This is a genomic window from Granulicella aggregans, assembly GCF_014203275.1.
GTDB lineage: Bacteria > Acidobacteriota > Terriglobia > Terriglobales > Acidobacteriaceae > Edaphobacter.
Genome location: NZ_JACHIP010000005.1, coordinates 387,199 through 402,541 on the forward strand (window position 1 = coordinate 387,199; position 15,343 = coordinate 402,541).

A 15,343-nucleotide genomic window follows, 5' to 3' on the forward strand; every position below is an offset into this window, starting at 1 on the left:
GAGCCTCACTCCGCCACGATAAAGCTGTCGTGCAACGTTGCCGCCGAGCTGTCCCCTACCCAGACATCAAACTCCGACGGCTCAACTACCCATCCGTTCTTCGCCGCGCTCCAGTAATTCCGCTCATCATGCCCGATCGTGAACGTCACCTCGCGCTTTTCTCCCGGCTTCAGCGTCACCCTCTCGAAGCCCTTCAGCTCCCGCACTGGTCGCGACGCCGATCCATATTTCTGGTGAATATAAAGCTGCACCACCTCGTCCGCCGCGACCGCTCCTGTATTTGTAATCATGGCGGTTGCTTTTATCGCGCCGTTCACCGGCGAGCTCTTCGCGCTCAGCTTCAGGTCGGAGATCGTGAACGTTGAATAGCTCAGCCCGTACCCAAACGGATACAGCGGAGACGTCTCAACATCCCAGTAGCGAGACGTGAATTCCTTCGAGTCATACGGCTTATGCGATTCCGTATGCGCGTAATACACCGGAATCTGCCCTGCCGCCCTCGGCCAGCTCACCGGCAGCTTGCCCCCCGGAACCGCATCGCCCACCAGCAGATCCGCCACGGCGTTGCCCGCCTCCGTCCCGCCGAAGTAGCAATCCATGATCGCCGGGATATGCTCTGAAGCCCATTGCAGATCCAGCGGACGCGTGCTGAACAGCAGCAGCACCACCGGCTTGCCCATCGCCTGAATCTTCTCCAGCAACTCCTGCTGCTTGCCCGGTAGCATCAGCGATGAACGCGACGAGTACTCGAAGTCCATCCCCGCGAGTTCGCCCAGCGTCATCACAACCACATCCGAGCTACTGGCCAGATCAAGCGCCTTCTTCATCTCACTCGCAGCCTCGTCCCCGCTCCACGGCGTCTCCAGCTTCGCCCCGAACAGGCCATCGAACGATGACGGAAACGCCTTCGCAATCTGGACACCCTCGGCAAACTCAACATCAGCACTTTGCAGCTTCGCCTTGATCCCCGCGTACACCGAAACCGAGTCCTCGCCTTTCGCCGTCAAACTCCACGGCCCATTCATGTCGGCGCCGGAGTTGCCCAGCGGCCCAATCACCGCGACCTTCTTCACCGACTTCGACAGCGGCAGCACACCGCCCTCGTTCCGCAGCAGCACCGCAGTCCGCGCCGCCGCCGTCCGCTCAGCCGCGCGATGCTTCGCCAGCATCTCCACATGCGTGCCGTCGGTCGCGTCCGCATAGGGGTGTTCAAACAACCCAAGGTGATACTTAGCCGCCAGGATCGGCCGCACAAGCTCGTCAAGTTGCGCTTGCGAGACCTTGCCCGCATCCACCAGCTTCTTCAGATTCTCCAGATACGTCCCGGAGCCCATGTCCATATTCACGCCCGCAGCCGCGCCGCGCCCTGCCGCGTCGAGCCTGTCTTTCGCGAACCCCTGCGTTACCAGGCTGCCCACCGCGAACGCGTCGCTGACGACAAAGCCCTTGAATCCCATCTGCTCTCTCAGCAAGTCATGCAGTAGATGAATGTTCCCCGCCGCCGGAACATCGTTCAAATCCATGTACGCGCTCATCACCGTTCCCGCGCCCGCCTCCACTCCAGCACGAAACGGCGGCAGATAAACATTCTGCAGTTCCTCTTCAGAGATGTACGCAGCGTCGTAATCCCGTCCACCCTCAGCCGCACCGTAGCCCGCGAAGTGCTTTATCGTCGCCATAAACGGCCGCGGACTTCCCGGTCGTCCCTGAAATCCAAACACCTGCGCCCGCGCCATCGCCGCCCCAAGATACGGGTCTTCGCCCGCACCCTCTGAGATCCTTCCCCAACGCGGGTCGCGCGCAATATCGAGCATCGGCGCAAAACTCCACCGCAGGCCTGCGTGTCCCGCCTCCTCCGCCGCCATCGCCTGTCCGGCTTCGGCCTGCGCCGGATCCCACGAAGCCGCCGTAGCGATCGGCACCGGCCACTCGGTATCAAACCCATGGATGACGTCGAAACCAAACAAAATCGGAATATGCAGCCGCGTCTCGGTCAGCGCAATCTTCTGCAGTTCGTTGATCTTCTTCGGATCGGTCAGAAACAAGAACGACCCCACCTCACCCCGCCGCACCCGGTCCTCATAGGACACGGTATCCGTCTTCATGCCTGGCACCGGCACCGGGAAGAAGAACGGCTGATTCAACTGCCCGACCTTCTCCTCGGTCGTCATCTGCTTCAGCAACGCATTCGCGCGCTCATTGTCCTTCGCAGAAGTGGGACCCTGCGCAAGCGCCGTCCCTCCAAACAACACACCGCTCATCGCGGCGATCAGACATACAGAAATTCTGCGCATACACGGCCTCTCAAAGTCCTTCAACTTAGCTATAGGATGACGCCCACCGCAAGAAAGCTAATATAGACCCTTTCTGCAACTCCGGTCTCCCGAAAATGGCACGCTGGCTCTGCCACCACTCTGTACCCCATTCATCGCAGCAAAACCGCGATGAGTGAGGCTTCCACAAGACTCCCCCAGAAACAAAAAGGCCCGCATCCACCGGATGCGGGCCTCTTCAATTTGTATCGCCTGAAGTTACAGCTCGACAGGAGCGCTCGTTCCGCGCTTCGGTCGCCGGTTCGGCTGCAGTACCTTCTTGCGGATGCGCAGCGACTTCGGCGTTACCTCAACCAGCTCGTCGTCCGCGATGAACTCGATACACTGCTCCAGCGTGAACTGCTTGTAAGGCACCAGCCGCACAGCATCGTCCGAACCCGAAGCACGCATGTTCGAAAGCTTCTTCTCACGCACGCAGTTCACGTCGAGGTCGTTATCGCGCGAGTGCTCGCCGACGATCATGCCCTCGTACACCTCAACACCATCGGCCACAAACAGAATGCCGCGATCCTGGAGACCATCGAGCGCGTAAGCCGTCGTCGTTCCCTGACGGTCAGAGATCAGAGCGCCCGAAAGGCGCTGCGGAATCTCGCCCTGGTAGGCAATATAGCCATCAAGAATCGAGTTCATGATGATCGTTCCACGCGTCTCGGTCAGCATCTCCGAACGAAGCCCGATCAACCCGCGGCTGGGAATCCGGAACTCCATGCGAACCCGTCCCGAACCGTGGTTCGTCATCTTGTTCATCTCGCCTTTTCTCGGCCCAAGACGCTCGATCACGGTTCCGACAAAGGTTTCCGGAACGTCGATCGAAAGCTGCTCAACCGGCTCCATCAAGTTGCCGTCAATCCGCTTCGTAACAATCTCCGGACGGCTCGCCATCAACTCGAAGCCTTCGCGACGCATCATCTCGATCAGAATTCCAAGCTGCAACTCGCCGCGGCCCAGCACCTTGAACGCATCCGGCGATCCCGTGTCCTGCATCTTGATCGACACGTTCGTCAGCAGTTCCTTATCGAGACGATCCTTCAAGTTACGCGAGGTAACAAACTTGCCTTCACGTCCGGCAAACGGCCCGTTGTTCACGTTGAATTGGATCGCAATCGTCGGCTCGTCGATGATGATCGGAGGCAGCGGCTTCGGGTCTTCGATGTCGCAGAAGCTCTCACCGATAAAGATGCCGGGAATACCCGCGATCGCAACGATGTCGCCAATCTGCGTCTCTTCGATATCCGTGCGCTTCAGCCCCGAAAAGCTGAACAGCTTCGTGATCTTGTGCTTGGTAAACGTTCCGTCGATCTTCGCGACACTGTATTCCTGGCCTGTCCGCATCGTTCCGTTGAAGACGCGACCGATAGCCAGACGTCCCAGATAGTCCGAGTAGTCGAGATTTGTCACTAGGATCTGCAGCGTACCTTCGGGGTCACCCTTGGACACGGGAATCGTCTGGATGATCTGCTCGAAGAGCGGTTGCAGGTCGACTCCGGGAATCGCCATATCGGACGTTGCCGTGCCTGCCTTACCATTCGTGTACATCACCGGGAAATCGAGCACGGACTCATCCGCGTCGAGGTCGATGAACAGGTCATAGACTTCATTCAATACTTCCTGAACGCGCGCGTCGGGCCGGTCAATTTTGTTGATGACCACCATCGGCGTAAGACCAGCCTCAAGCGCCTTCGAAAGCACATACCGCGTCTGCGGCAGCGGACCTTCCGAAGCATCGACCAGCAGCACAACGCCGTCGACCATCTTCAGTGCGCGCTCTACCTCGCCGCCGAAGTCCGCGTGGCCCGGGGTGTCGACGATGTTGATCTTGTTGTCGTGGTAGTAAAGAGCGGTGTTCTTCGCCAGAATCGTAATTCCGCGCTCTTTTTCAAGGTCGTTCGAGTCCATCACGCGCTCGGTCAGCGCTTCGTTCGCACGGAACGTTCCGCTCTGACGCAACATGGCGTCCACAAGGGTGGTCTTGCCATGGTCGACGTGCGCGATGATTGCAATATTGAAGATTGGCTTAAGGGCGACTGCGGTCGGGCTGCTCACTGCGAAGGTATCCTGTCTTGTTTGCGATTTGGGCGCTTTTCGGGCGGTTCGGGTAGTACTAAATATGAAAATGCGCGGCTCTTTTAGTTTACCGCAGTTGGCGCGGTAGTTGCCGACGATTCCGCCGCTCCCGCAGCAGCAATCGCGTTTGCAGCCCCAGTCGCATCGAACGCCTTCAAGTCCACCTGCAGCTTCTCCCAGACCTTAGGCTTCTTCGCGTACCACTCTGGCTGGCTCCGCTTGCTGTAAAAGTCCACAAAGCTCTGTCTGACGTCTGCCTTCATCTGAGTTTTAGGATCATGGAGTAGCAGATCCAGCAGGCCGCCATACGACTCATCCGCGAGCTGATACTCGCCAAACTGTGCCGGATGGCCCGTATCGAGATCGATCTCTTTCAACTCCGGTGCCGTCATCACCGTGGTCACCGAAGCAGTCTGCTGCGTCATCGCCTCAAGGTAGTGGTCATAACGGTCAACCGTATGGTTGATGCTCTTCAGATAAAGGTCCTGCTGCGCGGCGTCCGGCACCTTCACCTGTAGCGACTTCAGTGGCCCCACCTTTGGCAGAATCCCGATAAAGAACGCCAGCACCCGCGTTCCGAAGCCCGGCTTCGCGTACTGCGTCCCGTAACTTTGCTCAAACTCCGTTCGCTTCAACCGGTAAACAAATTTCTTATGGTCGAACCCTGGATTCTCTTTCTCGATATCGCCCTTGTAGCTCACCAACGCAACCTTGGTCATCTTCGGAATCAGGCTGCTAACCGCCCATCGGTAGCTCCCAATCGCCAGATCCTCGTTCTTCATAATCAAGTTCACCGGAACTCCGTATGTCTCCATAAACGCCCGCTCCATCAGCGGCTTGGAGACCTGGAACCCGATGAAATCCCGGTAGTTCTCCTGCGAGTAGCGTCCGTGCGCCACCTCCACCACATCGAACCCGAACTCCGTCCGCACATGCGCCACCGGGTTCTCGTCATAGGTCACAATCTGCCCAAATCGCGCCCGCAGCTTCGGATTCTGCTGCGAAGTCACCAGGTTGATCGTCGGATGCCCCTCCACGTCCCCGCAATAGTGGGCAAGCGCCCCCAACGCAAACGCAAACTCATTAGGGTCGTTCGACTCGCGAATCATCGTCGAGACAAAATCTCCGCTGCGCACGTAATGCACCATGTCGGAGAACTGGTGGCTGCCAAATGGATAATAGCCAATGTCCTGGATGATCGACCCGCCATACGCATACGCATGCGCCATACGCAGCTGATCGTCGGTCAAACCCGGATACCGAGCCTTCAGAAGCGGCACAATCTGTGGCAGCCAAGCGAGATCTACCACCTCTTCATGCGACAGCACCGAGTAGGCATCAGCCCGCCGCTCCGCGAGCAAAAGCAGTACAACAATAGCCAAGAGTAACGAGACGGCGCAATGCCCTATCGACCTTCGAGATGTTCGCATTCGCTTGAAACCCTCGTCCGGGGGTCAACCCGTCTCCGCCCGATTCTACTGATTCGGATGCCGTTTCTCATACAGCTGCAAGCGCGCAGGCTAAAGATTGGTGATAATAAAAACAGGAGACCGCGCGCTATGCCCCTGCAACCCGCCACCGAGACCCACCCCCTTCACACCTCCATCGGGGACTTCGTCGCCGGCCTCAAGGAACTCGAGCGCGACCTCATCACAAAGGACCGCATCGCCAAGTACATGGCCGCCATGCCCCTCCGCGCAGAAGCCCTCAAGAATTACGTATGGTGGCGGGATAGCTTCTACACCCGCAACCTCATCTACCGCGACGATCTCTTCGAGGTCATGACCATCTGCTGGTCGCCTGGCCAGAAGACCGCCATCCACACCCACAACGGCCAGCTTGGCTGGATGACCGTCGCCCAGGGCGAGGTTGTCACCCACGAGTACAAGCACGGGAGCTGCAACGCCCCCGAGAACCAGAACGTCGTCAACATCGACTGTCTCGGCGGCGCCACCGAGCTTCAGCTCGACCGCATCGGCTCCGTCGCCTGCGCCGAAGGCACCGGCATGGTCACCGTCGATAAGCTCCAGACCATCCATCAGATCGAAAACGCAGGCTCGACCGGCTGCGTCAGCCTCCACGTCTACTCGAAACCCTTTGACTCCTGCATCGCCTTCGACCTCGACAAGCAGCGCTGCTACCGCCGCAACCTAAGCTACTTCAGCAAAGACGGCCAACAGATCCAGTCGTAAACTCGCTCCTTCAAGAATCGTCATCCGACCAGAGCAAAGCGCAGTGGAGAGACCCCGAATTTCGTCTCCTCATAAACAGCCGCAACTCTGTGCACCATTCATCGTGGCACTATCGCGATGGATGGGCCGCGCCACAACTCTCACTCCTCAATCATCCCAATCGTCTTCAACCACCTTTCCACCAACTCCGGCCACCCGGTCGCCGGATACTTCGTCCTCCGCAGCCCGAACGCGTGCCCGCCCTCCGCGTAGGTATGAAACTCTACCTTCACCCCAGCCTTCTCTAGCGTCGCATAGTAGGTCAGCGAGTCCCACACCGTATCGACATGGTCATTCTCGTTCTGCAATAAGAACGTCGGCGGCGTCTGCTTCGTAATGTGGCTGGCAATATCCGGATTCAGGCCCAATGTCCCTTCCTTCACCGACAGATGCCCGGGATACAGCGCGACCGCAAAGTCCGGACGGCAGCTCTCTTTATCCACCGCATCGACCGCCAGATAGAGCCTCTTTCCAAAGTGAACGCTGGTCGCCGCCACAAGATGTCCGCCTGCCGAGAACCCAAGCACCCCGATCTTATGCGGATCGATCTTCCACTCCGCCGCATGAAATCGGACCAGCCCAATCGTCCGCTGCGCATCGTCCAGCGCAATCTTCGACTGCGGATACGCTCCCCAGTACGGCGCGGACCGAGGCGCGGGAACACGGTACTTCAGCAGAACGCAGGTAACGCCTTTCGACACCAGCCAATCGCAAGCCTCCGTCCCTTCCAGGTCAATCGCGAGAACCTCATATCCCCCGCCCGGAAACACGATCACCGCCGCGCCGGTATTCTTCCCTTTCGGCGGATAAAGCGTCATCGTCGGTCGCGTGACATCACTGATATAGAGCCATGGTCGCCCCGCAACCAACTCCTTTGTCTCCGTCTTCGTCGTTTCCGGATTCTTGGCAGGCCGCGCGTCCGGCACCGCTCCCGGCCAGATGGGCATCTGCGTGTGTCCCGCCGAGGGCTGCCACTCCACCTCCTGCGCGTTTAACGAGCTGAATCCCCATCCAACTAGCAGCACAATGACCGACGCCGCACGCATCGCGCGCAGTATCCGCCGCCTCCACTTCGACTTATATCGGACCAACTTCCAGCGTTCTGCCATGGGCATCTCGCGGAGTCGCACAGGGCCTCTTCAGAATGCACGCAATCCCGTCCGCACCTGTTAATGAGACAGATCCCCGCCAATATGCTCTATACTCAAAACTTCCATGAACCCATCCCAGACGAACCAGTTCGCGCATCCTGCACTGAAGAATTACCTGCTGGACCATGCCTACGACGAGATGTTCGCCGGTGAAAACGAGCTTCACCCCCACTACGAGCCTCTGCTCGAGCTCTTCAACACCCTCTCGAAGGAAGAACTCCGTCGCCGCAAGAACTCCGCCGACGTCAGCTTCCTCAACCAGGGCATCACCTTCACCGTCTACGGTCGCGATGAAGGTACTGAGCGCATCTTCCCCTACGACCTGCTCCCGCGCATCATCACCAGCGCCGAGTGGGCCACGGTCGAACGCGGTCTCACCCAGCGCATCACCGCGCTCAATCTCTTCCTCAAAGACATCTACAACGAAGGCCGAATCCTCGAAGACGGCATCGTTCCCCGCGACGTCGTCTATAGCTGCAAGCACTTCCGCCGCCAGATGATCGGCCTGCAGGTCCCGCGCAACGTCTACATAGCCATCTGCGGCACCGACCTCATCCGCATGGAGAACGGCGAGTTTGTCGTTCTCGAAGACAATCTCCGCGTCCCCTCGGGCGTCAGTTATATGCTGACCAACCGCCGCGTCATGAAGCGGATCTTCCCCCAACTCTTCCGCAGCTACAACGTCCGCCCCATCGAGCAATACACCCAACTCCTGCTAGGCACCCTGCGCTCACTCGCCCCTGAAGGGAGACCAGAGCCCAACATCGTTCTACTCTCGCCGGGCGTCTTCAACTCCGCCTACTTTGAGCACGCCTACCTCGCCCGTCAGATGGGCATCGAGCTCGTCGAAGGCCGCGACCTCGTCACCCACGACAACATCGTCTACATGCGCACCACCAGCGGCCTGCGCCGCGTCGACGTCATCTACCGTCGTGTCGACGACGACTTCATCGACCCCCTGGCCTTTCGCGGCGATTCCATCCTCGGCGTCTCCGGCCTCTTCAACGCCTACCGCGCCGGAAACGTCACCCTCGCCAATGCCTTCGGCACCGGCGTCGCCGACGATAAGGCCCTCTACGCCTATGTTCCCGACATCATCAAGTACTACCTCTCGGAAGAGCCTGTCCTCCAGAACGTCAAGACCTACCTGCTTACCGACAAGAAATCCCGCCAGCACGTCCTCCAGAATCTGGACAAGCTCGTCGTCAAAGCAGTAGGCGAGAGCGGCGGCTACGGTATGTTGATCGGCCCGCAATCCACCAAGGCCGAACAGGCAGAGTTTGCCGCCAAAATCGAGGCCGACCCGCGCAACTATATTGCGCAACCGACCATTTCCTTCTCCCGCGCCCCATGCCTCATCGGCGACGAACTCCAGCCCCGCCACGTCGACCTCCGCCCCTACGTCCTCTATGGTGACAAGGTCACCATCGTCCCCGGCGGCCTCACCCGCGTTGCTCTAAAAAAAGGCTCCCTAGTAGTCAACTCCTCGCAAGGCGGAGGCAGCAAAGACACCTGGGTCCTAAGCCAGTAGCTTTCGGCGCGAAGCGCGTCCAGCGTACGCAGTACCGCCCGCCCGGCGTTAGGGCGCATCTGTATCTTGTTTAGGAGGGTTGCACATTGCTGTCACGCGTAGCTGATTCCCTCTACTGGATGTCCCGTTACCTCGAGCGCGCCGAGCACATCACGCGCCTCATCGAGGTGAACCTCAACCTCATGCTCGACGAGTCCGCCGTGTCCGCCGAGCGCCGCTGGCAGCGCGTTCTCCTAGCCCTCGGCAACCCCAAGGACATCGAGTGGAGCGGCGATCCGTACTCCCTCACCTACGAGCTCACCTTCGACACATCCTTCAAGGGCTCCGTCATCTCCTGCATCATCAACGCTCGCGAGAACTCCCGCCACGTCCGCGAGCAGATCTCGACCGAAATGTGGCACCGCCTCAACAGCCTCTATCTCGAAGTCACGCGTCCCGGCATGCAGGCAGACATGCTCGCCGACGCGAAGAACTCCAACACCGAGCGCCAGACCGAGTTCCTCCAGCGCGTCATGGAAGCCGTCCACCAGTTCCAGGGTGTCACCGACTCCACCATGAGCCACGGCGAAGGCTGGCAGTTTATCCAGGTCGGCCGCTACATCGAACGCGCCTCCGCCACCGCCAAGCTCCTCGAGGCCTATCACGAAGACCTATGGAAGCTCCCCGAACAGCTCCCCGGCGGCAATGAATACCTCGACTGGATGGGACTGCTCCGCTCCGCCACCGCCTTCGAAGCCTATTGCAAGGTCTACACCGCCGACCTTACTCCGGATCGCATCCTTGAGTTCCTCCTCCTGGACGAAGAGTTCCCCCACTCCCTCCGCTTCGCCATTGACAGCCTCCAGCACTCGCTCGAGGCCATCCATGCAGAGAGCGGAAAGCAGCGTACGCTGCACCTCAGCCGGCTTGCCGGACGTCTGCAGGCAGGTCTAAGCTTCAACCGTGTCGAAGACATCCTGGAGCAAGGTGTCATCGCCTACCTTCAAACCATCCAGGCCCAGTGCCGGGAGATCCACGAGACCATCTTCGAAATCTACGTCGACTACTCCATCCAGGCAGCCCTCGCAGGCTAGACCGAGTGGGTAAAACATCGAATTCGTTGGCTTCCTCTTCCCCCGACGCGAGAGACTCCAACCAAGCAGCCAGTTCATGGCAGACGGCCAAAAAAATGAACTCTGGACTCCTCTTCTCGCTCGACGAAGTGAGGCTACCCATGTACTACTCAATCCGCCATCTCACCAAGTTCCTCTATAGCAACTCGGTCAGCGAAAGCATGATGGAGACTCGCATGCACCCCCGCAGCGACCAGAACCAGCGCTGCCTCACCTTCCATCTCTCCGTCAGCCCGCGCTGCCGTGTCTTCAGCTATCGCGACCACCTCGCCAACCACGTCCACCACTTCGACATCCCCGGTCAACACGGCCAGCTCGTCATCGTCGCTGAATCCCTCGTCGAAGTTCAGCCTTCCGCTCCCGTCCCCTCATTCCTCGCTCCCGGCGCATGGGAGGAACTCGACGAGATCGTGCAGAACGGCGACTACTGGGAGATGCTCCTCCCCAGCGAATTCTGCGAACCCACCCCCCTCCTCGACAAACTCGCCGCCGACCTCAATGTCCGCCGCCGCGATGACCCGCTCATGGTCCTCCACGATCTCAATGAGCGCCTCTATCGCTACTTCGATTACGTCCCCAAATCCACCAAGGTCGACTCCCCCATCGACGTAGCTCTCACATCGCGCAAGGGTGTCTGCCAGGACTTCGCGCACGTCATGATCACCCTAGTCCGGTCGAAGCTCCGAATCCCCTGCCGCTACGTCAGCGGCTACCTCTACCACGGTCAGCTCGATACCGACCGCTCCGCGAACTCCGCCACCCACGCCTGGATCGAAGCCCTCGTCCCACAGCTGGGCTGGGTCGGCTTCGACCCCACCAACCTCCTCGTTGCTGGAGACCGCCACATCCGCACCGCCATCGGCCGCGACTACGCCGACGTCCCACCCACCCATGGCATGTTCCGAGGCCGCGCCGGCAGCGAGCTCACCGTCGCCGTCCGCGTCACGCCCAGCGAAGGCACTTCCTCGCTCGACCAGGAACTTCCCGTCCCCGAGGACTGGTCGACACTGGTCGAAAAGGCGAGCGCCCTGCCCGATCAGCCACCACCCCTTACCCGTCATCAGCAGATGGCCCAGCAGCAACAGTAGCGTCCCATGAGATTGAGGAAAGCATGTTGTAAAAAACGTCACCTTATTATTGGGCGGAAGCAAAGACTTATTGCCAGCGAGCCAGCGAAATGGTTATCTTCACAGAGTCAGCGACCTAATTCGATGGTGGGCCCTCATGGTCGTAACTCCTTTCTTCGCGTCTCACTTGCTATTGAGTCAACGTAGACATCGCTCGGGGATTAGCCGTTTCATCGTCGCGTCCCTCTGTCTCTGTACCGCCGTAGTTCTTCTCTCAGGAACCGCACTTCTCGCGCAGGCACCTTATGCGGCCGACGCCGTTGCCTCTGTTCCGATATCCGGCTTGAACGCCCCAAACAGTGTTGCCGTCGACGGCAGCGACAACATCTTCATCGCCGACAGTGGTAACAACTTAGTCAAAGAGTTCCTGGCTGCCGAAGGTTACACTTCGGCCCATCTCATTGGGAGCGGATTTAGCGACCCAAACGGAATAGCCCTCGACGCCAGCGGAAACGTCTTCGTCGCTGATACCACAAACAATGCTGTCAAGGAAGTCACGGCGGCAAGCGGGTATACGACCGTTATCCCAATTGGCAGCGGATTTGCACAGCCTTACGGGGTTGCCGTCGACACCAGCGGCAACGTATTTGTCGCTGATTACGGAAATCTCGCAGTCAAAGAAATCCTCGCGGCCGGAAACTACTCTAACGTGGTCTCTCTGGGAGGTGGATTCAGCTTCAGCGGCCCTCAAGGCGGCCCTACAGGCGTTGCGGTGGATTCAGCAGGAAACGTCTTTGTAGCCGACTATGGGGACTATTTTGTTGAGGAAATTCTTGCTGCGGGGAACTACACGACAGTCAGGTCTCTCAGCGGCGATTTCAAAGATCCCAGGAATGTCGTGCTGGACTCGCACGGCAATATCTTCGTCGCGGACATCTACGGAACCTCGGTCAAAGAGATGCTGGCAGACGGGGGCTACACAACCATTTTGACTCTCTATGGAGGATTCAAGAATCCCGCTGGGATCGCGTTAGATCACCAGGGCGACGTCATCGTGGTCGACTCCGGCAATAGCACCGTTAGTCGGATCATGACGCAGGGAGCCAACTTCGGCAACGTACCCGTCGGAGAAACCAGCCCAACAAACTTAGCCATCTCTTTCTATCTCCCGTCCACCATCACGATCGCTTCCCCTTCAGTCCTCACGCTTGGGACCGGATCGCTCGACTTTAAAGATGCGGGAACCGGAGACATCTGCACAAACGGTACATACCCACCCGGCACCTACAATGCTGGGTCGACATGCACCGTCAATGTCAGCTTCACTCCTGAGTCGAGCGGCTCTCGCGTCGGAGCTATCGAGCTCACAGACTCTTCGGGAAATCTGGTTGCCACATCCTATCTCTACGGCACCGGCACCGGACCTAGAATCACCTTTGGGCCTGCGACGAACATTACCCTCGCAAGCGGCGCGATTGCACCCTCATCGGTGGCAGCAGATGGCAGCGGCAACATCTTTTATGCCGACGCATCGGCTGGTACGGTCACGGAACTACTCGCCTCCGAAGGATATGCAAATCCTCATGCTGTAGGTTCCGGATTCAACGCCCCGAGCTCAATCGCTATAGATGGAGAGGGGAATACCTTCGTCGCGGACACGGGAAACAACGCGGTCAAGGAAGTATTCGCCACCGGCGGATACACCACCATCGCCTCGATCGGCAGCGGCTTTACCGCTCCTCTCGGCGTCGCCGTTAGCGGTGGAGGGAACGTCTTCGTTGTGGACTCCAGCAACAATCCCATAAAAGAGATTCCCTTCCTGGGAGGATATGTCTCGACTTACTCGCTGGGAGCCAGCTACACAAATCCCTCCGGAATCGCCGTCGATGCAACCGGGAATGTCTTCGTAGCTGACGCCGGAACTTTGAAGGAGATCGCCAGAACCGGCGACTACACGAATACCGACCCCTTGGCGACCGGATTCGACCCTTCGAGCAAGATAGCGCTCGACAGCAACAACAACATCTTCATCGCCGACAGTACAAACAACGTGGTCAAAGAAGTCCTAGCCACAGGCGGATACACTTCCGTCAACACGATTGGCAGCGGCTTCAATGCTCTGGCGGGACTCTTTGTCGACGGCAGCGGCAACGTCCTTGTCGCGGATAAAGGCGCCCACGCCATCAAGCGACTCGATACGGTGACGCCGCCCACTCTCAGCTTCTCCAGCACAGCATATGGCTCCACGAGCACCGATAGTCCGAAGACAGTCACGGTCACGAACGCAGGAAACCAGCCGCTTACTTTCCCCTCACCTCTTAGCGGTTCAAACCCGACCATCAGTGATCAATTTTCGATCGACAGCGCGTCCACCTGCCCCGTCTCCTCTTCGACCTCGAGTCCAGCAACCCTTGCGGCTGGAACCTCCTGCAAGGAGCTGCTCAGCTTTACTCCAACTCAGGTAGGCGCCATCTCCGGGAAGCTCACTCTCGTGGATGACTCCCTCAACGCTGCCGCCCCAAACTACGCGAACCAAATCATCCTGCTAAACGGAACCGGATCGATGGCGCCCCCAACGATCTCCTTTAGCGTCGCGGACCAGATCTACGGCGCTTCACCCTTCGCCGTTACGGCGACTTCAAACTCCACGGGAGCATTCACATACTCCGTTGTTTCTGGACCAGCCATGATCTCAGGAAACACAGTAACGCTCACCGGAACGGGCTCCGTCACCCTCAAGGCTTCTCAAGCTGCAACGTCGCAATATTCCGCCGGTTCCGCAACGACTACATTCCAAGTCTCCGCCGGAACCCCTGTTATCTCCTTCTCGGTGGCCAACCAGGTCTACGGCACTCCGCCGTTTACGGTCACGGCGACCTCAAACTCTCCCGGGGCCTTCACCTACTCCGTAGTCTCAGGGCCGGCCACAATCTCCGGAAACACAGTAACGCTCGCCGGCGCAGGCTCCGTCACCCTCCAGGCCTCACAAGCCGCGACGGCCCAATACAGCGCAGGCTCTGCGACAACAACATTCCTCGTCGCGACCGCAACGCCCGCCATCTCCTTCTCCGTAGCGAACCAGGTCTTCGGAGCTCCGCCCTTTACGGTCGCACCAACCTCTAACTCTCCCGGGGCATTCACTTACTCCGTCGTCTCGGGGCCGGCCATCATCGCCGGAAACACGGTCACGCTTTCCGGTACAGGCTCCGTAACTCTGAGTGCGTCGCAGGCTGCTACGGCCAACTTCTCCGCAGCAACCACTACGGCAACCTTTCTTGTCACAGAGGGATTTACAGTGACCGCTACTCCACCTTCGGCAACCGTGGTTCCCGCCGGTTCAGTGGACTTCATTCTCACCGTCGCCCCTGGGAAGGGATCGACCTTCCCACACCCAGTACAGCTAACGGCGACAGGGCTTCCCAACGATGCCACGGCCACTTTCTCGCCAACTCAAGTTCCCGCAGGTGCAGGAACCACCCAGGTCAAGATGACGATCCAGACAACGATTCAAGTAGCGCGTGAGCAGCACCCGCGGAACTCGCCTCTGTCACCGATCACATTTGGCTACCTTCTTATCCCCGGCTTCTTCTTCAAACGGTCGCGCCAAGCCATGAGGAAGCTTCCGCACCTACTCCTCATAGCTACCCTGTCGTTGACAGCGTTGCTATTAACAACAGGTTGCGGAAGCGGTCTGCAGTCAAGAAATCAGGATTTCACGATCACGATTACCGCTACCGACACGGTCTCGGGCGACAGCGCTAAAACCACAGTGAATCTCCATGTGCAATAGCGGACGATTCCAAATATCCAACCAGAGTCCCGTGCTGAAAATGGCCTGCCTTTTCAAGGGCAGG

The 15,343-nt window shown here is 58.9% G+C and carries 9 protein-coding genes; 5 read left to right on the forward strand and 4 right to left on the reverse strand.

Annotated features, from left to right (window positions below; translation table 11 throughout):
- Nucleotides 1–5: 5 nt before the first annotated feature.
- From bglX to HDF16_RS18865, 3 genes are all read right to left on the reverse strand, one after another.
- Nucleotides 6–2,294: a beta-glucosidase BglX gene (gene bglX, locus HDF16_RS18855; protein ID WP_184220129.1), complete on the reverse strand. Its 2,289-nt coding sequence runs from the start codon at nt 2,292–2,294 to the stop codon at nt 6–8.
- Nucleotides 2,295–2,531: 237 nt separating this feature from the next.
- Nucleotides 2,532–4,376 (reverse strand): translational GTPase TypA, encoded by a 1,845-nt coding sequence (gene typA / locus HDF16_RS18860; protein ID WP_184220132.1) that lies wholly within the window; start codon nt 4,374–4,376, stop codon nt 2,532–2,534.
- Nucleotides 4,377–4,459: 83 nt separating this feature from the next.
- Complete coding sequence (locus HDF16_RS18865) at nt 4,460–5,779, reverse strand: zinc dependent phospholipase C family protein (RefSeq protein ID WP_184220135.1); 1,320 nt, start codon at nt 5,777–5,779, stop codon at nt 4,460–4,462.
- A gap of 177 nt (nt 5,780–5,956) precedes the next feature.
- On the opposite strand from HDF16_RS18865, the gene HDF16_RS18870 reads away from it, so the two are divergent.
- Nucleotides 5,957–6,589 (forward strand): cysteine dioxygenase, encoded by a 633-nt coding sequence (locus HDF16_RS18870; protein ID WP_184220138.1) that lies wholly within the window; start codon nt 5,957–5,959, stop codon nt 6,587–6,589.
- A gap of 140 nt (nt 6,590–6,729) precedes the next feature.
- Here HDF16_RS18870 and HDF16_RS18875 read toward each other — a convergent pair whose 3' ends face one another.
- A complete protein-coding gene (locus HDF16_RS18875) occupies nt 6,730–7,737 on the reverse strand; it encodes an alpha/beta hydrolase (protein WP_246409297.1) in 1,008 nt (335 codons plus the stop codon).
- Nucleotides 7,738–7,843: 106 nt separating this feature from the next.
- Between HDF16_RS18875 and HDF16_RS18880 the strand changes: the two genes are divergently transcribed.
- The 4 genes from HDF16_RS18880 to HDF16_RS18895 all read left to right on the forward strand — a co-directional run bounded on the left by HDF16_RS18880 (nt 7,844) and on the right by HDF16_RS18895 (nt 15,279).
- Nucleotides 7,844–9,310, forward strand: coding sequence for a circularly permuted type 2 ATP-grasp protein (locus HDF16_RS18880; protein ID WP_184220141.1), 1,467 nt, complete (start codon nt 7,844–7,846; stop codon nt 9,308–9,310).
- 86 nt (nt 9,311–9,396) lie between these two features.
- Nucleotides 9,397–10,383, forward strand: coding sequence for an alpha-E domain-containing protein (locus HDF16_RS18885; protein WP_184220144.1), 987 nt, complete (start codon nt 9,397–9,399; stop codon nt 10,381–10,383).
- A 140-nt stretch (nt 10,384–10,523) separates the two neighbouring features.
- Nucleotides 10,524–11,510 carry a transglutaminase family protein gene (locus tag HDF16_RS18890; RefSeq protein WP_184220851.1) on the forward strand — a complete coding sequence of 329 codons (987 nt, stop codon included), beginning with the start codon at nt 10,524–10,526 and terminating at the stop codon, nt 11,508–11,510.
- Nucleotides 11,511–11,832: 322 nt separating this feature from the next.
- Entirely contained in the window at nt 11,833–15,279 is a 3,447-nt protein-coding gene (locus HDF16_RS18895) for a choice-of-anchor D domain-containing protein (protein ID WP_184220147.1), read from the forward strand.
- The last annotated feature ends 64 nt before the right edge of the window (nt 15,280–15,343 follow it).

Coding starts and splice junctions, on each gene's coding strand:
- bglX (WP_184220129.1), bottom strand. CDS start 2,294: ATGCGCAGAATTTCTGTATGTCTGATCGCCGCGATGAGCGGTGTGTTG.
- HDF16_RS18870 (WP_184220138.1), top strand. CDS start 5,957: ATGCCCCTGCAACCCGCCACCGAGACCCACCCCCTTCACACCTCCATC.
- HDF16_RS18875 (WP_246409297.1), bottom strand. CDS start 7,737: ATGGCAGAACGCTGGAAGTTGGTCCGATATAAGTCGAAGTGGAGGCGG.
- HDF16_RS18880 (WP_184220141.1), top strand. CDS start 7,844: ATGAACCCATCCCAGACGAACCAGTTCGCGCATCCTGCACTGAAGAAT.
- HDF16_RS18890 (WP_184220851.1), top strand. CDS start 10,524: ATGTACTACTCAATCCGCCATCTCACCAAGTTCCTCTATAGCAACTCG.